The 17,581-nt window shown below is 60.6% G+C and carries 15 protein-coding genes; 12 read left to right on the top strand and 3 right to left on the bottom strand.

Annotated features, from left to right (window positions below):
- The first annotated feature begins 135 nt into the window (after positions 1–135).
- The 10 genes from QP978_RS01850 to QP978_RS01805 all read left to right on the top strand — a co-directional run bounded on the left by QP978_RS01850 (position 136) and on the right by QP978_RS01805 (position 12,076).
- Positions 136–1,716 carry a carboxyl transferase domain-containing protein gene (locus tag QP978_RS01850; RefSeq protein WP_049172754.1) on the top strand — a complete coding sequence of 527 codons (1,581 nt, stop codon included), beginning with the start codon at positions 136–138 and terminating at the stop codon, positions 1,714–1,716.
- 54 nt (positions 1,717–1,770) lie between these two features.
- Positions 1,771–3,864: an acetyl-CoA carboxylase biotin carboxylase subunit gene (locus QP978_RS01845; RefSeq protein ID WP_049172756.1), complete on the top strand. Its 2,094-nt coding sequence runs from the start codon at positions 1,771–1,773 to the stop codon at positions 3,862–3,864.
- 62 nt (positions 3,865–3,926) lie between these two features.
- Positions 3,927–5,096: an acyl-CoA dehydrogenase family protein gene (locus tag QP978_RS01840; protein ID WP_049182292.1), complete on the top strand. Its 1,170-nt coding sequence runs from the start codon at positions 3,927–3,929 to the stop codon at positions 5,094–5,096.
- A gap of 2 nt (positions 5,097–5,098) precedes the next feature.
- Complete coding sequence (locus QP978_RS01835) at positions 5,099–5,641, top strand: MaoC family dehydratase (protein ID WP_038627852.1); 543 nt, start codon at positions 5,099–5,101, stop codon at positions 5,639–5,641.
- Between the two features lie 7 nt (positions 5,642–5,648).
- Positions 5,649–6,527 (top strand): HpcH/HpaI aldolase/citrate lyase family protein, encoded by an 879-nt coding sequence (locus QP978_RS01830; RefSeq protein WP_284856777.1) that lies wholly within the window; start codon positions 5,649–5,651, stop codon positions 6,525–6,527.
- 103 nt (positions 6,528–6,630) lie between these two features.
- A complete protein-coding gene (locus QP978_RS01825) occupies positions 6,631–8,385 on the top strand; it encodes an AMP-binding protein (RefSeq protein WP_048731620.1) in 1,755 nt (584 codons plus the stop codon).
- Positions 8,386–8,389: 4 nt separating this feature from the next.
- A complete protein-coding gene (locus QP978_RS01820; protein WP_284856776.1) occupies positions 8,390–9,142 on the top strand; it encodes a CoA transferase subunit A in 753 nt (250 codons plus the stop codon).
- The gene (locus tag QP978_RS01815; RefSeq protein WP_284856775.1) at positions 9,143–9,811 is read left to right on the top strand and encodes a CoA transferase subunit B; all 669 of its coding nucleotides are present in this window, start codon (positions 9,143–9,145) and stop codon (positions 9,809–9,811) included. It abuts the gene before it with no gap.
- Positions 9,812–9,870: 59 nt separating this feature from the next.
- Positions 9,871–11,079: an acetyl-CoA C-acetyltransferase gene (locus QP978_RS01810; protein WP_070566207.1), complete on the top strand. Its 1,209-nt coding sequence runs from the start codon at positions 9,871–9,873 to the stop codon at positions 11,077–11,079.
- A gap of 133 nt (positions 11,080–11,212) precedes the next feature.
- A complete protein-coding gene (locus QP978_RS01805; RefSeq protein WP_284856774.1) occupies positions 11,213–12,076 on the top strand; it encodes an HpcH/HpaI aldolase/citrate lyase family protein in 864 nt (287 codons plus the stop codon).
- Here QP978_RS01805 and hypD read toward each other — a convergent pair whose 3' ends face one another.
- Together hypD and QP978_RS01795 are read right to left on the bottom strand one after the other, a co-directional pair.
- The gene (gene hypD / locus QP978_RS01800; RefSeq protein ID WP_284856773.1) at positions 12,077–13,228 is read right to left on the bottom strand and encodes a hydrogenase formation protein HypD; all 1,152 of its coding nucleotides are present in this window, start codon (positions 13,226–13,228) and stop codon (positions 12,077–12,079) included. It lies immediately after the preceding gene.
- A gap of 16 nt (positions 13,229–13,244) precedes the next feature.
- Positions 13,245–13,514 carry a HypC/HybG/HupF family hydrogenase formation chaperone gene (locus QP978_RS01795; RefSeq protein ID WP_049172773.1) on the bottom strand — a complete coding sequence of 90 codons (270 nt, stop codon included), beginning with the start codon at positions 13,512–13,514 and terminating at the stop codon, positions 13,245–13,247.
- 123 nt (positions 13,515–13,637) lie between these two features.
- Here QP978_RS01795 and hypE point away from each other — a divergent pair, with 123 nt between their 5' ends.
- Positions 13,638–14,780, top strand: a complete 1,143-nt coding sequence (gene hypE / locus QP978_RS01790) for a hydrogenase expression/formation protein HypE (protein WP_284856772.1) — start codon at positions 13,638–13,640, stop codon at positions 14,778–14,780.
- Here hypE and QP978_RS01785 read toward each other — a convergent pair.
- Positions 14,777–17,185 (bottom strand): carbamoyltransferase HypF, encoded by a 2,409-nt coding sequence (locus QP978_RS01785; protein ID WP_284856771.1) that lies wholly within the window; start codon positions 17,183–17,185, stop codon positions 14,777–14,779. The two genes, hypE and QP978_RS01785, sit on opposite strands and share 4 nt — an antisense overlap.
- On the opposite strand from QP978_RS01785, the gene QP978_RS01780 reads away from it, so the two are divergent.
- Positions 17,184–17,579 (top strand): hydrogenase maturation nickel metallochaperone HypA, encoded by a 396-nt coding sequence (locus QP978_RS01780; RefSeq protein ID WP_049172778.1) that lies wholly within the window; start codon positions 17,184–17,186, stop codon positions 17,577–17,579. The two genes, QP978_RS01785 and QP978_RS01780, sit on opposite strands and share 2 nt — an antisense overlap.
- Positions 17,580–17,581 lie beyond the last annotated feature (2 nt).

Below are 17,581 nucleotides of genomic sequence, written 5' to 3'. Positions count from 1 at the left end.
GTATTTCAAGCTGCATAAAAGACTTCCGGGGGTGAAAGTGTGGTCTAAGAAACAAAATTTGTTGTGAGGTGACTGGGGTCACATTAATCTTTTCGTCAAGAAAGGTAATAGTCATTAACGGAAAGTATTTCGCCCATGACTCACGCTCCAGCATTGACCAACCGACAGCGCCACGAAGAGCTCGTCGCAGAGCTCAAAGAGCTGCTTAGCACAACAGCACGCGGTGGTTCCGAACGTGCCCGTGCTCGCCATATTTCCCGCGGTAAGCTGCTGCCACGTCAGCGCATCAACCAACTGCTTGACCCCGGCAGCCCTTTCCTTGAGGTCGCACCGCTAGCGGCCCACGAAATGTATGGCGGCAAGGTTCCGGCTGCTGGCGTCATCGCCGGCATTGGCATCATCGAAGGTCGTCGCTGCCTGGTTGTAGCCAATGACGCAACCGTTTCCGGCGGAACGTACTACCCGTTGACTGTCAAGAAGCACCTGCGCGCACAGGAGATTGCCAGCCTTAACCACTTGCCGTGCATTTACCTGGTCGACTCCGGCGGGGCCATGCTTCTCAACCAGGATGAAGTTTTCCCTGATCGCGATCATTTCGGTCGCATTTTCTACAACCAGGCCAACCTTTCCGCTCGCGGGATTCCGCAGATTGCCGCCGTGATGGGATCCTGTACCGCCGGTGGCGCCTATGTGCCGGCGATGAGCGATGAAGCGGTCATTGTGAAAAACCAGGGCACCATCTTCCTGGCAGGCCCGCCACTGGTTAAGGCTGCAACTGGTGAAGATGTCACACCAGAGGAACTCGGTGGCGGCGAACTGCACTCCAAGACCTCCGGCGTTACTGACCACCTCGCGGTTAACGATGCCGACGCACTGCGTCGTGTCCGCGATATCGTCGCAACGCTCCCCAAGGACCCGGAAGTTCCGTGGGACACAGAATCCACCGTCTCGCCGACTCGCAACCAGACCGATCTTTACGATGTCGTCCCCGTCGATGCCAAAGTGCCTTACGACGTTCACGAGGTTATTGAAATTATTGTGGATGGAGGTCAATACCAGGAGTTTAAGGCCGAATTTGGTACGACCCTGGTCACTGCTTTCGCCCGCATCCACGGCCACCGCGTCGGCATTATCGCCAACAACGGCATTCTCTTCGCGGAATCTGCGCAGAAGGGCGCGCACTTCATCGAGCTGTGTGATCAGCGCGGCATCCCACTGGTATTCCTGCAGAACACCACGGGCTTCATGGTTGGTCGCGAATACGAGGCCGGCGGTATCGCAAAGCACGGCGCCAAGATGGTCAACGCCGTGGCTACCACCCGCGTGCCCAAGTTCACCGTAGTCATCGGTGGTGCCTTCGGCGCCGGCAACTACTCCATGTGCGGTCGCGCATATTCGCCGCGCTTCCTCTGGATGTGGCCGAATGCTCGCATTTCCGTCATGGGCGGTCCACAGGCGGCGATGACGCTGTCGACGGTTCGTCGCAACCAGATTGAACGCTCAGGTGAGAGCTGGTCGCAGGAAGAGCAGGAGGAGTTTGAAGCTCCGATCCGCGAGCAGTTTGAGCGCCAGTCGCACTGCTATTACTCATCGGCTCGCCTGTGGGATGACGGTGTCATCGATCCCGCAGATACCCGCCGAATTCTTGGCATGGCCCTCGATGTGGCAAGTGGCGCGCCCCTGGATGAACAGGGCTTCGGCGTCTTCCGCATGTAGTAACCAGCTAAAAACTCTCGACACCGCATTTTCTGGAAAGGAAACACAGGGCACATGACAGCGCACAACACGCAGCCCCACGCAGCTGGCGGCAGCCTGAGTACCGTATTGGTCGCAAACCGCGGGGAGATTGCCTGCCGCATTATTCGAACCCTTCGTGACAACGGAATTCGCTCCGTCGCGGTCTACTCGGATGCCGATGCCGACGCCCCTCACGTCCGCATGGCGGATATGGCCATCCACATTGGCCCATCTCCGGCACGTGAGTCCTACCTGGTTATCGACAAGATTATCGATGCCGCTCGCCGCTGCGACGCAGACGGAATCCACCCCGGTTACGGCTTTCTGTCTGAAAACGCAGACTTCGCGACCGCCTGTGAGGAAGCAGGTATTGAATTCATTGGCCCACCGGCCAGTGCCATCAACACCATGGGTGACAAAATCTCCGCCCGCGCTGCCGTCGAAGCCCGCGATGTTCCCACCGTGCCGGGTCTGTCTCGCCCCGGGCTTAGCGACGAGGACCTCATTGAGGCAGCCCCATCGATTGGCTTTCCGGTACTGATTAAGCCGTCGGCAGGCGGTGGCGGCAAGGGGATGCACCGCGTGGAAAACGCTGCTGACCTGCCGGCTGCGCTCGCGACGGCCCGTCGTGAAGCGGCGGGTGCCTTCGGCGATGACTCCCTGTTCATCGAGCACTTCGTCGACACCCCGCGGCATATCGAGGTGCAGATTCTCGCAGATAAACACGGCAATGTAATCCACTTGGGCGAGCGTGAGTGCTCGCTGCAGCGACGCCATCAGAAGGTCATCGAGGAAGCACCGAGCCCTCTGCTGGATGAGGAAACGCGCAGCGCAATTGGTGAAGCGGCCTGTGACGCGGCCCGCTCGGTCGGCTACGTCGGCGCGGGCACGGTGGAGTTCATTGTGCCGGCGAAGGACCCGTCGTCGTTCTTCTTCATGGAGATGAATACGCGCCTGCAGGTTGAGCACCCCGTGACTGAGCAGGTCACCGGCCTGGATCTGGTGGCGCTGCAGGTTGACATTGCCTCGGGACGCCCACTGCCGGTTGCTCAGGAAGATGTAACTCTCACCGGTCACTCGATTGAAGCTCGCGTGTATGCCGAAGACCCGGCGGCGGGATTCCTGCCCACCGGTGGCACGGTCACACGTGTCGTCGAGCCGAGCGGGGCGGGAATCCGGGTGGATTCCGGCATTGTCGACGGTTCCGAGGTCTCATCTCTCTATGACCCGATGTTGATGAAGATCATCTCCCATGGGGAAAACCGTGAGCAGGCGCTCGAGCGGTTGGACCGAGCGCTCGGAGACACCGTTGTCGCAGGTGTCGGAGTCAATATCGACTTTTGTCGCTACCTGCTGAACGTCCCCGAGGTTCGCGCCGGCGATCTTGATACCGGTCTGCTCGACCGCGTGGCGGAAGGCTTCGCCACCTCCGAAACACCGGACGATGTCTACCTCGCCGCTGCGATGGACTGGCTGACTTCCCGCTTTGAACAAGCCACCGACTCACCGTGGCTGACCCCGGATGGCTGGCGTGCCAGTGCGCCTGCCGCGCAGCGCATTCGCTTTGGGGCAGGGGAGGACTCGCGTCTGATCTCGATTGTGGGCACCCCGGCGAGTGCTGACGTCGTTGTCGGTGACGTAGTCGCAGGTCTGTCGGCCGAAGCGGAGAACGAAGATATCGACGTTCCAGAACCGCGAAATTACAAAGTTTCGGTCTTTCGCGACGGGGAACATCTGCGCATCGTCCGCGACGGAGTCGCACAGCACTTCCTGGTCGAGACCATCGACAATGCGGGGTCGGCGAACCACGAAGAGTACGTCGTCGCCGGTGCCCACGGCACCTGGGTATTGCCCCGCACCGAGGTAGTCACCACCGGTGCCGAAGCCGATGCAGGCGGCTCTGGCGTCATCCAAGCTCCGATGCCCGGCGCGATTATCGCGTTGGCGGTGGAGGAGGGAGCCCGCGTCGAAGCTGGTGAGGCTCTGTTGGTCATGGAGGCCATGAAGATGGAGCACACTCTCACTGCCGAAATTGCAGGTGAGGTTAGCTTCACCGTCGCGCCGGGCGATCAGGTCGCCGGTGACCAGCAGCTGGCCGTCATCACCGTGGCCGAAGCCGAAGAATAAAAGCCCACACAAAACGCACCAATCAGGTCCTACACCTACAAAATCTTTAAGGAGCACTCATCATGTCCGAAAGCACCAAGATTGCAACCGCCATCCTCGACGACGAATACGTGGAACTGCAGAAAGTAGTTCGCGAATTTGCCAACGAAGTTGTCGATCCGGTTTCCGCCGAGCACGACCGCAACCACACCTTCCCGTACGAGATTGTCTCGCAGATGGGAGAAATGGGCCTGTTCGGTCTGCCATTCCCTGAGGAAGTCGGTGGAATGGGCGGTGACTACCTGTCCTTCGGTATTGCTCTGGAGGAGCTGGCTAAGGTCGATCAGTCGGTCGCTATCACCCTGGAAGCGGGCGTTGGCCTAGGTGCCATGCCGATCTTCCACTTCGGCAATGACAAGCAGAAGGAGACCTACCTGCCCGAGCTGACTGCTGGTAAGAAGCTGGCCGGTTTTGGTCTCACCGAGCCGGATGCAGGTTCCGACGCCGGTGCCACCCGCACGACAGCCCGTGAAGACGGCGATGATTTCGTCATCAACGGTGCCAAGCAGTTCATCACCAACTCCGGTACCGACATCACTTCGCTGGTTACTGTCACCGCAGTCACCGGCCAGAAGGACGATGGAAAGAAGGAGATTTCTACCATCATCGTGCCGAGTGGCACGGAGGGCTTTGTCGCGGAACCGGCTTACGACAAGGTCGGTTGGAATGCCTCCGACACCCACCCACTGACCTTTACCGATGTCCGCGTCCCCCAGGAGAACCTGCTGGGCACCCGTGGTCGCGGCTTCGCTAACTTCCTGTCCATCTTGGCGGAGGGCCGAGTCGCGATTGCAGCTCTTGCCACTGGTGCTGCGCAGGGCTGTGTCGACGAGTCTGTTCGCCACGCAAAGGAACGCCACTCCATGGGCCGAGCGATTGGTGAGTACCAGGCTGTTTCCTTCAAGATCGCACGAATGGAAGCGCGTGCGCATGCCGCACGTATGGCGTGGTACGACGCAGCCGCAAAGATGGCCGCGGGCGCAGATTTCCGTCGTGAAGCGTACATCGCCAAGATGATTGCCTCCGAGGCCGCGATGGACAACGCGCGCGACGCGACACAGATTTTCGGTGGCTACGGATTCATGAACGAGTACCGCGTGGCACGTCACTACCGCGACTCCAAGATTCTGGAGATTGGCGAGGGCACCACCGAAGTTCAGCTCATGCTGATCGCACGCGGATTGGGGCTGTAAAAATGGCTGACAACAACGTAACCGAAGTCACCCACGACGTCGTCCAGCGCGGACTGTGGTTCGAAGAGTACGAGGTCGGCGCGCGTTACCTGCACCGTCCGGGGCGAACCGTCACTGAAACCGATGACGTCCTCTTCACGACGCTGACCATGAACACCCAGCCACTGCACCTGGATGCGCATTGGTCGAGCCAGCAGCCGGGATTCGGAGGCGAGCGGCTGGTCAACTCCATGTGGACGCTGTCGACGGTTGTCGGGCTGTCCGTCGGGCAGCTGACGCTCGGCACCATCGTCGCCAACCTCGGCTTCACCGAAGTGGCGTTTCCCGCACCGATGTTCCACGGCGACACCCTGTATGCAGAGACCGTCTGCCGTAACAAGCGTCTGTCCAAGTCTCGCCCCAACCAGGGCATTGTCGAGCTCGAGCACATCGGACGCAATCAGGACGGCACCGTCGTCTGCCGCGCCGTCCGGTCCACGCTCGTCCAATGCGCACCGACTTCGCTTGACGACGGCTCCGAGAACGCAGCTTCAGCGGGGAAGTGAGTGGCTCATGTCTACGCATAAATCCTGGCAGCCGCTGGGCCCTGCAATTCTGTTTGCGCCGGCAGACAGGCCGGAACGATTCGCTAAAGCTGCTGACCGTGCCGACATGGTGATTCTGGACCTGGAGGACGGCTGTCGTGCAGAAAACCGTGAGGCTGCCCGCGAGGCTATCGCCTCCTGTGACCTCGACCCGGCCCGCACGATTGTGCGTGTCAATCCACCGGAGGTTGAGGACTACGCAGCGGATATTGACATGCTGCGTGGCACCGCTTTCCGCCAGGTGATGCTGCCCAAGGCTTCCTCGGCTCAGCAAGTGGATGAGTTGGTAGCGGCACTGGGGGAGAAGACCCAGGTCATCGCCCTTATTGAAACTCCGCTTGGGGTCATGCGCGCCGAAGAGCTGGCGCAGGCCGATGGTGTCGTTGCACTGTTCTGGGGCGCAGAGGACCTGGTGGCGGGATTGGCGGGAACGTCATCACGCTTTAGCGAAGCAGAGGCTGCACTCGCGCCGGGCCGTATCCATGCGGGTAGCTACCGCAGTGTGGCGGTGCATACCCGCAGCCACGTTCACCTGGCGGCAGCGGCGCACGGTAAGGCCAGTCTGGATTCCATCTACGTCAATATCTCCGACGCGAATGGGCTAGCTGCGGAGGCAGCGGATGCCGCTGCGTTGGGATTTGCCGCCACCGTCTGTATCCACCCCGGTCAGGTCCCGACAATCCGCCAGGCTTACCGCCCCAGCGACGAGGAGATTGACTGGGCGCGTCGGCTCTTGGCGGAAGCGGAAGAGAACACCGGTGCCTTCAGCTTTGACGGCCAGATGGTGGATGCGCCGCTCTTCCGTCAAGCAGAAGCCATTGCTCGGCGAGCTGCTGTAACCGGTTAGTCCCACAGCCGGTAACGACCACTGATTTATCCCCCTAAAGAACACATTTTCCTCTCACACACTCTGCACTCTGCGGAGTCACTTAAACCAAGGAGATCTCCCCATGACCGCGACATTGAAGAACCACGCAGAACAGCGCACTGCTGATCCTTCGAAGCTGCCGGAGGGCTTCACCACTGTGCCGGCACCATACGGCAAGGATGTTGTCGATGCCGATGGCAACAAGATGAGCCACGTGTTCGGCGCCGGTGTCGAGCAAGGTGCCGCTCCACTTCGCGATGAGACCCTCGGTGAGAATCTGCGTGCGATTGTGGAGAAATTTCCTTCCCGCGACGCCGTCGTTGACGTCTACGCGGATGTCTCCTTTACCTTTGAGCGTTTCTATAACCGGGTTCTGCGCCTGGCCAGCGCTTTCATCCGAGAGGGCTACCGTCCAGGAGACCGCATCGGCATTTGGTCCACAAACCGCTGGGAGTGGACCGTGGTGCAGTACGCCTGCCACCACATCGGCCTGGTGCTGGTCAACATCAACCCGGCTTACCGCCAGCACGAGCTGAACTACGTGCTGGAAAAGGCAGGTGTGCGTATGGTGTTTGCCGCTCGCCGCTACAAGGACTCCGATTACCGAACTATGCTGATCGAGGCCTCCAAGCAGCGCGGTGTGCGCTTGGACAAGGTCATTTACTTCGGTTCGTCCGAATGGTACGAGCACATGCACAGCGAAATCGACGACCTGAGCGAGTACACCTCCCAGCTGAAACCGGATGATCCGATCAACATCCAGTTCACCTCGGGCACGACAGGCTTTCCCAAGGGCGCTACGCTAACGCACCGCAACCTGCTGAACAATGGATACTTCATCGGTGAGCTGTTGGGCTATACCGAGACCGACCGCATCTGTGTGCCGGTGCCGTTCTTCCATACCTTCGGCATGGTGATTGGCACCTTCGCCGCCTTCACTCACGGTGCCGCTATTGTCATCCCGGCCCCGTCGTTTAAGGCGCGTGAAACACTCAAGGCTGTGCACTCGGCCAAGGCCACCAGCCTCTACGGCGTGCCGACGATGTTCATCAATGAGCTTGAAGAAGCTCATGATCAGGAGGAATACGGATCCCCTTACGACCTGTCGCTGCTGCGCACAGGTGTGATGGCAGGTACCTCGTGCCCGTCGAAGACCATGCGTGATGTGATGGACAAACTCAATATGCGCGAGATTGCCATCTGTTACGGCATGACGGAAACCTCGCCGGTGTCCTTCCAGACCCGCGCAGATTCTCCGCTGGAAAAGCGCGTCAACACCGTCGGCCAGATTATGCCGCACTTGGAAGCCCGCATCATCTGTGAAGAAACGGGTGAGACCCTACCACGAGGCGAACAGGGCGAGGTTGTCGTTCGCGGTTACTCCGTGATGAAGGAGTACTGGGAGCACCCGGAAAAGACCGCCGAGGCCATCGACGCCGACGGCTGGATGCACACCGGCGACTTGGGTGTGCTTGACGACGAGGGCTACCTGTCCATCACTGGACGTATTAAGGACATGCTCATCCGTGGCGGTGAGAACATCTACCCGCGCGAAATTGAAGAGTTCCTGTTCACCCACCCGGCTGTCGTCGATGCGCAGGTCATCGGTGTGCCGGATGACAAGTACGGCGAAGAGATTATGGCATGGGTAATTCTGCACGACGATGTGGAAGACTTCACCGCTGACGATGTGGCGGCCTTTGCCCACGGCAAGCTGTCGCGTCACAAGATTCCGCGCTACGTCCACGTCGTCGAGGAGTTCCCGATGACCGCGTCGGGCAAGGTCCGCAAGGTCGAGATGCGTGAGATGGCGCCGCGAATCCTGGGATGGGTGTAGAACAATGTCAAAAACAACTGATCAGACCGGCCGAGAGCTTGTCGCAGGCCTTGTCACTGATGGAATGACCCTGGCAGTTGGCGGCTTTGGCCTGTGTGGTGTGCCATATACCCTCATCGAAGGCGTGCGCGACTCCGGGGCAAAAGACCTCACCATCGTGTCCAACAACATGGGCATTGACGGTACTGGGCTCGGCATTCTGTTGGAGAACAAACAGGTGGCAAAGGTAGTGGCCTCCTACGTCGGCGAGAACAAGGAGTTTGCCCGCCAGTACCTCGAAGGAGAAATCGAGGTGGAGTTCACCCCTCAGGGAACGCTGGCTGAGCGGCTTCGCGCAGGAGGCGCAGGTATTCCGGCGTTCTACACCGCAACCGGCGTCGGCACGCTCGTTGCAGAGGGCAAGCCCCAAGCCGACTTCGACGGACAGACCTACGTGCAGGAGCGTGGCATCGTTGCCGACATCGGCCTGGTGCACGCCTACCACGGCGATATTGACGGCAACCTTGTCTATCGCCGGACCGCGCAGAACTTCAACCCGCTGTGCGCAGCATCCGGCAAGGTGACCGTTGCAGAGGTGGAGTACTTGCTTGGCCGCGGCGAGATCGACCCGGATCTGGTGATGACTCCGGGTGTGTATATCCAGCACATCGTTCGCGGTGACGGACGCGAGAAGCTCATTGAAAAGCGCACAACTCGGCCACGCAATACCGATTCCAGCCACGATGCCGGTGACGCGGCAGCAGGGGAGGAGATTTAAATGGCATCTGCGAAGACAATTATGGACAAGGGCTGGAGCCGTGACGAGATGGCACAGCAGGCCGCTGAAGAGCTGCGCGATGGCGACTATGTGAATCTGGGTATCGGCATTCCGACACTGGTGGCAAACCATATTCCCGAAGACGTGCGCGTTCTGCTGCAGAGTGAAAACGGAATTCTGGGAATGGGTGCCTTCCCATATGAAGGCGAAGAGGATGCTGACCTCATCAATGCGGGGAAGCAGACCGTGACATTGGTGCCGGGCGCGGCAATCTTCGACTCCGCCACCAGTTTCGGCATGATTCGCGGTGGTGCCGTGAAAATGGCCGTGTTGGGTGCGATGGAGGTGAGCCAGTGCGGTGACCTGGCCAATTGGATGATTCCGGGAAAGATGGTCAAGGGCATGGGCGGTGCGATGGACTTGGTCGCCGGTACCCCTCGAGTGGTGGTTTTGACCGATCATGTTTCCAAAGATGGCAAACCAAAATTGGTAAAAGCCTGCGAACTGCCCCTCACAGGTGCAAAAGTAGTGAAAAGGATTATTAGCAACCTGGGAAGCTTCGATGTCGCTGATGATCACCTGGTGCTACGCAGGCTGGCACCTGGGGTGACGCTGGCAGATATCGAGGCCAACACCGAAGCCGCATACGTGGTTGACCTCGAGAATTAAATACGCAGCAATCATGGTCAGTCCACACTCATCAGTTTTTGACTTAGGAGAATCCATCCATGAGTAACCTTCCAGCTCCCAGCCCGAATGATGTCGTTATCCTCGCTGGTGCCCGCACCCCGCAGGGCAAGCTGCTCGGTCAGCTGGCACCGCTTACTTCCGTCGAACTCGGCGCACATGCTGTCAAGCACGCTGTCCAGCGTTCCGGCGTTGCCCCGGAAGAGGTTGAGCACGTCGTTCTGGGCCAGGTGATTCTCGCAGGTGCTGGCCAGAACCCGGCTCGACAGGTCGCCATTAAGGCAGGTCTGCCATGGAATACGACCGCTGAGATTGTTAACAAGGTCTGTCTCTCGGGTCTAAACGCTGTCATTCACGCCGCTCGCTTGATTCGCCTCGGTGATGCAGACGTCGTTGTTGCAGGTGGTCAGGAGTCCATGACGCACGCTCCGCACGTTGCACGCGGTGTTCGTCAGGGCAAGTCCTTCGGTGCGCTGAAGCTGGAGGACACCTTGGAGCGCGACGGTCTGGTCGACTCCTTCGATGGTGTGTCCATGGGTACGCTTACCGACGGTCCGAACAGCGACCTCGGCATTAGCCGCGAGCAGCAGGACGAGGTTGCGGCCGCTTCTCACCAGCGTGCGGCTAAGGCGCAGGAAGACGGTATTTTCGCGCAGGAAATCGCTCCAATCGAGATTCCGCAGCGCAAGGGTGACCCGGTAGTTGTCGACACCGACCAGGGCATTCGCCCGGAGACCACGGTGGAGACCCTGGCTAAGCTGCGCCCGGTCTTCCTGAAGGAAAACGGCACCATCACTGCCGGTAACTCCTCGCCGATTTCCGACGGTGCCGCAGCAGTTGTGCTGGCATCGCGTGCTTACGCAGAAAAGCACGGACTGGACTACCTCGCAGTTGTGGGCAAGGCTGGCCAGACCGCAGGTCCGGATAACTCCCTGCACGCTCAGCCTGCGGACTCTTTGAAGGAGGCCCTGCGTCGCGCTGAGTGGGACGCGCAGGAGCTCGACTTCATCGAGATCAACGAGGCATTTGGTGCGGTGGCCGTCAAGTCCCTGCGTGAGCTGGACTACCCGCTGGAGAAGACCAACATCCACGGTGGCGCGATTGCCCTCGGCCATCCGATTGGCTGCTCTGGTGCCCGCCTGACTCTGACCGCTGCGATGGAGCTGAACCGTCGCGGTTCGGGTCGCGCTGGTGTGTCCCTGTGCGGTGGCGGCGGTCAGGGCGATGCGCTGCTGCTGTACCGCGACTAATCGCAAAAGGCTGAAAAACTCAGCAAGCCCGCGTTGTGGTTTCCACTCTATGGATGCCACAACGCGGGTTTTGTTGTCTCCTGGGGGAGCCCCTGCGCGAAGGTGATTCGAGTTTTCAATTAGGTTAGGAGCTATGACAGGCTTTAGCTCCCTCGATGGTGAACAGACCTTCCCTTGGCTTCCCTCTGGCCCGGCGCTACTCTTCGCCCCGGCTGACCGTCCGGAACGTTTCCAGAAAGCTGCTGAACGATCGGACATGGTCATCATTGACCTGGAAGACGGCGCTGCCGTTGACAATCACGAGCAGGCACGTGCGAACATCATCAACAATCCGCTCGACCCGGAGACGACTATTCTTCGGATCACCGGTCCCGGGACTCCGACCTTCGCGGAGGATGTCGCCTTTGCCCGTGCATGTGATTACGACATCGTCATGGTGCCCAAGATTCGAGACTCCATCCCCGCAGAGCTCGAGGGGTTGAAGATCATCGCGATGATTGAAACCCCGCAGGCCATGATTAATATCCAGCAGATTGCCACCCACCCGGACGTTGTGGGTCTGTTCTGGGGTGCCGAAGACCTGACCGCCGAACTCGGCGGGGTGTCCTCGCGGCAGAGTGTGGATGAAAACCCACGTCGCCACTACCGAGACCCGCAGCGTCTGGCGCGAGCACTTGTTCAGGTCCATGCAGCTGCAGCGGGCATTGCCGCCATTGATGCCGTTCATACTGACTTTCGCGATGAGCGCGGCCAGTACCTAGAGGCTCTCGATGCCGTGGGCTGCGGTTTCTTGGCTACGGCCTGCATCCACCCAGCGATGGTGCCGCCGGTGCGCAAGGCATACAAGCCGTCGGAAGCAACGCTTGCCCGCGCCCGGAAGATCGTCGAACACGCAGGTACGCACACTGGCGCCTTCCAGCTCGATGGCGAGATGATTGACGCGCCCGTCGTAAAGCAGGCGGTGGCAGCGCTCGCGCGTGCGGGAATTACGGAGTAACTAGCGGCGGGATTTCGCTAGGTTCGCGGTGACCTTCCGGTCGATGCGGCCGAAGTTGTAGTACGCCGCACAAGCGCCTTCGGGGGAGACCATGCAGGTGCCGATGGGGGTCGCCGGGGTGCAGGCAGTGCCAAAGACCGCGCACTGCCACGGCTTGATGTGGCCGGTAAGCACAGAACCGCATTCGCAGGTCACGGGGTCTGGGATACGGCGCCCCGGCACCTGGAAACGGCGCTCGGCGTCGAATGCCGCGTACTCCTCAGAGATGCCGAGGCCGGAGTTTTCAATCCAGCCGAGGCCACGCCACTCGAAGGTGTCGCGGAGGGAAAAGACGCGGTCCATAAGTTTCTGCGCGGTGGTGTTGCCGGAGGAGCGCACAACGCGCGCGTACTGGTTGTCCACCCGCGACTTACCGGCAGCAACGTCGCCGCTGACGAATTGATCCAGCAGCATGACGACGGCCTGGAGCACATCCAATGGCTCAAAACCGGTGACCGCCACTGGCAGATTAAACTCGCGCGGCAGGAACTCAAAGGCGTCCGTGCCGGTGGTTGTAGCTACGTGACCTGGGCCGATGAAACCATCGACCTTGGTTTCGCCGCCGTTGACGATGGCGCGCAGTGGCGGCTCGATGAGTACGTGGTTGGAAAATACGGAGAAGTTTTCCACTCCCTGACGGCGCGCGGCCTCAATGGTCACGGCAGTCGACGGGGCGGTTGTCTCAAACCCGACGGCGAAGAAAACGACCTGCTTATCGGGGTTATCGGTGGCAATCTTCAGCGCGTCGAGAGGCGAGTAGACAAAGCGCACATTGGCGCCGCGCGCACGTGCCTGCATCAGCGACGTTTCGGACCCCGGAACACGCATCATGTCGCCGAAGGTCGTGAAAATGACGTCTTCTTGCTGTGCCAGCCAAATGGCATCGTCGACGCGGCCCATGGGGATGACGCAGACGGGGCAGCCGGGCCCGTGGATCAGCTCGATGTTCTCGGGAAGGAGGTTTTCCAAGCCGTAACGGTAAATGGTGTGCGTGTGCCCGCCACAGACTTCCATCAGCGCGATGGGCTTTTCCAGCTTGGTGGCCTCGCGTTCAATGCGTGCGAGCAGCTTCTTCGCAGCGGCGGGGTCGCGGAATTCGTCAACGTATTTCATGGTGCCGTCCAGCCCCTCAGTTGATCTGTGACGATGAGAAGGATTCCAGCTCATCCTCGTAAGTGTCGCCGCCTAGCTGTTTGATTTGCTGGAGCGAAAGTCTGGCTTCTTCCTCGTCGATCTTGCTCATGGCGAAACCGACATGTACGAGAACCCAGTCACCGGCGGTGAGGTTCTCGTCAACAAGTAAATCGGTGGAAATCATGCGTGCGACGCCACCAATTTCCACTGTTGCACGGGCAGCATCGTGGACTTCTGTGATGACGGCAGGGACACCAAGACACATACGCTTCTCCTCGTTTGCAATACTTATCGAGACTACCATCAGAGGCAGCGAGCCTCGTTTTCGAAGGACGAGTGACGCAAGCAGTTTTGTCCGCCACCAGCTGTGAAGTTAGGGATAGTGAGCATGCAGCCGAAGAATCGTCTGAACACCAACGAAGCCAAGGTAAACACCAATATTGGTCGCGTTCGGGCACGTCCGTTCAGGCTTCTCGACGATTATGTCACCTTGCAACACGGCTCCGGTGGAAAGGCCTCCGCAGCTCTGGTTGAACAGGTCTTTTTCGACGCCTATGGCAATGAAATTTTAGGGCAGGGTGGCGACTCCGGGCTGTTCGCTGCCGAAGCCGTCGTCGAGGCTGCGGCAGCTTCTGCACATGGTGGGGCGCGGTTGGCAATGTCCACCGACTCCTATGTGGTCAATCCCATCGAGTTCCCGGGCGGCAACATCGGGGATTTGGCCGTCAACGGCACGATTAACGATCTAGCAGTAGCTGGAGCCAGGCCCCTGGCGCTGACCGCATCGTTCATTCTGGAAGAGGGGCTGGAGATTGCGACTCTGCGCCGCATTGTGGCGAGTATGCGCGTCGCTGCCGATGCCGCAGGGGTGAGCATCGTCGCCGGCGACACCAAGGTTGTGCCGAAGGGCGCAGGTGACCAGGTCTACATCACCACGGCCGGGGTGGGCGTGGTCCGCGGCGCCTACGCCGGTGCCGCTACGGAAGGATCTGTCTACGCAAACATCGAGGCCGGAGACCGCATCCTCGTCTCCGGTCCAATCGCCGATCACGGCATGGCCGTCATGCTCGCCCGCGGCGACTTGGCGCTGGCCGCGCCTATCGAGTCCGATACCCGCGCAGTTAACGGTCTGGTCGAAGCGCTACTTGAAGCTGCCCCCGGTACTCGCTGGATGCGCGATGCCACCCGCGGCGGCCTCGGGACCGTTGCCAACGAGCTCGCCCGCGGCACCGGTCTTGGTGTTGTGCTTGACGACGAATCCATTGCGGTCCGTGAAATGACCCGTGGCGCCTGTGACATGCTCGGCATCGATCCGCTCTACGTCGCCAATGAAGGTACATTCGTCGCCGTTGTCCCCGCCGAGCAAGCCGAGGCAGCGCTCAGTGCGCTGCACGCAGCCGGGGCTCCCGAGGCTCGTGATATCGGCTCCATCGAGGACGAGCCCGCCGCTTCCGTGGTGCTGGTCACCGGATTCGGTGGCACCCGCATGGTGGACATGTTGGTCGGCGACCCGCTGCCGCGCATCTGCTAGACGCACGTGCCGGTTGCCGCCAGCAGGCGCCCGGCCACTGCCTGGCCAAGACTCAAGCCGCCATCGCCCGGCGGCACAATCTGATGCTGCAACAGAGTAAAGCCCTCAGCTGCAACTTCACGCCGCAGCAGCTCCATCAACAGCGCATTATTCGCGCAACCCCCGCTGACGCCGACAACATCGGTGCCGGCTTCCTCCGCAGCCTGCACCAATCGCTTGGCGACGACACCCGCGACCCCACCGTGAAATACAAATGCGGCCTGCTCAACGTCAGGCGATGCTACCGCCTCCCGAATGGCGTCCTGGAAGGGCACTGGCTTGGTCTCTGAACTGGCCGCTTCAAGCGCTTCCGCATGTGACCTCACGTAGCGAGTCGCCGCTGCCTCCAACTCCATGGCCGCTTGCGCCTCGTAGCTGATGGCCCCGCCACCGCGCCAGCGAGGAAGCAGCAGAGCTGCGGCGGCATCGAATATGCGGCCGAGAGAAGACGTTTGCACTGTGCCAACTCCCGTCGCCAACTGGCTTTTAACCAGGGCTACTTCGCGCTCGTTGGAGAGATTGCGCAGGAGGTGGTCGTCGTCAAGCCCCCAAGCATGAGCGAGACCGAGGGCGAGCCTCCACGGGTGTGTGACGGCACGATCGCCGCCGACCAACGGGAAAGAGGGGCAGTGCCAGGTGCGTTCCCAGTTTGCGGAACTGCGACTGAGCGTGAGAACCTCGCCGCCCCAGATGGACCCATCGGTGCCATAGCCGGTGCCGTCGAGGGTGGCGACAACTGCATGACCCGCATTGGGGGAGAGGAGACGCTGCTCCGCGAGTAGGGAGAGCGCGTGTGCGAAGTGGTGCTGAACTGCGAGGAGTTCGATGTCGTGCTCGGCGGCGAAGCGTTCGGCGAAGGCGGTCGTGGCGTAGCCCGGATGAAGATCGCAGACGACAAGGTCCGGGGTCGCATCGCGCATGGAAAGGAGCTGGTCAACTGCTCTCTGGTAGGCCTTCTGGCTGGCCCACGAACCCATGTCGCCAATGTGCGCGGAGACGTGAGCGAGGTCCCCATGCGCGATAGCGAAAGTGTTCTTCAGCTCTCCGCCGGTCGCGAAAATGGTGGGTTGGGACGTGTTCCGGGCGCTGGTGCCAGGGCCAGTGTCAGTGCCAGGGCCAGGGCCAGTGTGGCTACGAGAATCGGTGGGCGTGATTGAAACGGGGACGGGAGCGAAGCCGCGGGACCGGCGCGATGGGGCGGTGCCGATGAAAACCGAATCTTCAACGGGTACGTGGATTTCGCGGTCGTGGAGGATGAAAGCGTCGGCGATGTGACCGAGCTTCTTCAGCGCGTCGGCATTGTCGGTACAGACGGGCTCGCCACTGAGGTTGCCGCTGGTGACCACGAGCGGGCGATCGCAAAGCAGCAGGTGAATGCCTGAGTACGGAAGCATAATCCCGAAGCTGTCGAGGCCCGGTGCGATGAGATTGGAAAGCGGCCCCGACCGCTGCTTCGGTGCAATCACAATCGGTGCCTCAGGGGAGTCGAGGAAACGCTTCTCCTGCTCAGTTAACTCAACCAGTTGGGCAGCGGTGTCAACAGTGGGGGCCATTACCGCTAACGGTTTGTCGGGTCGACGTTTGCGCATCCGTAGTTTCTCGCAGGCAGCGTCATTGGTGGCATCGCAGACCAGGTGAAAACCACCAATACCTTTGACGGCGAGCAGGGCGCCGTCGTCAAGCAGTGCGTGTGCGCGACGAAAGAGCGCGAGAACCTCCTCGCGGGAGGTGGCGGTGGCGGTGCCGCCTGCATCGTGCCAGCTCAGACGCGGGCCACAGTCGAAGCAGCTGATTGGCTGAGCGTGATAGCGGCGGTCGGTGGGGTCGGTGTACTCGCGCTCGCACGGGGTGCACATCGGAAAGGCCGCCATAGTGGTGCGCGGGCGGTCGTAGGGCAGTTCAGTGATGATGGACAGGCGCGGTCCGCAGTTGGTGCAGGAGATGAAAGGGTAGAGGTAGCGCGGGTTGGTAGGGTCGAAAAACTCACGGCGGCAGTCCGGGCACAGTGCAGTGTCGGGCGGAAGCAGTGCGCGGCCGGAGTAGCTGTGGCGAGAGGGCACGATGGTGAACTCGCGCTCATGGCCCAGTGTCGCGATGTGCTCGGCGGAGTGATTGATGATGCGGGCAAGCGCCGGCAGTTCGGTGAAAAGCTGGCTGCGGAAGGCAGCGAGGGCGTCCGGTGGGCCTTCTACCTCGATGAATACGCCCTGCTCATCGTTGCCACAGAAGCCGACGAGACCCGCGCGCCGGGCGATGGTGGCGACAAAAGGGCGGAATCCGACCCCCTGGACGATACCTTCGATACGCCAGCGAATGCGTTGAATACTCGTACCCATCCCCGCCCCGGTCGCGCCTGCCTTTTCCATGCATTCAACTTTACGTAAGCGGCTCGGGTCCGTTCGCACTGCTAGTTTGGAGATTGTGCACGAAGTAGCGTTGAGCATGCAGTTAGCGAAGGTTGTCACGAGAGCAGCCGAAGGTCGAACTGTACGCACTGTGCACCTGCGGATAGGCGCTCTACGGCAGGTTGTGCCAGAAACCCTTTCATACGCGTGGGATTTCGTCAGTCGCGATACCGGTTTGGGGGACGCGAAATTGGATATTGACTGGGTACCTGCGGTTGTCGAATGCGCGCACGGGCATCGCGAACAGGTGGGGCCACTCGACGGCCTGCTGTGCCCCACGTGTGGAAAGCCAGGACGCGTAATCTCGGGGGAAGAGTTCACAATCGTCGACATCGACGTCGACACGCACAAGTAGGA

Source organism: Corynebacterium sp. MSK035 (assembly GCF_030232615.1).
Classification (GTDB): domain Bacteria; phylum Actinomycetota; class Actinomycetes; order Mycobacteriales; family Mycobacteriaceae; genus Corynebacterium; species Corynebacterium jeikeium_D.
This window is presented reverse-complemented; position numbering and strand designations above follow the sequence as displayed.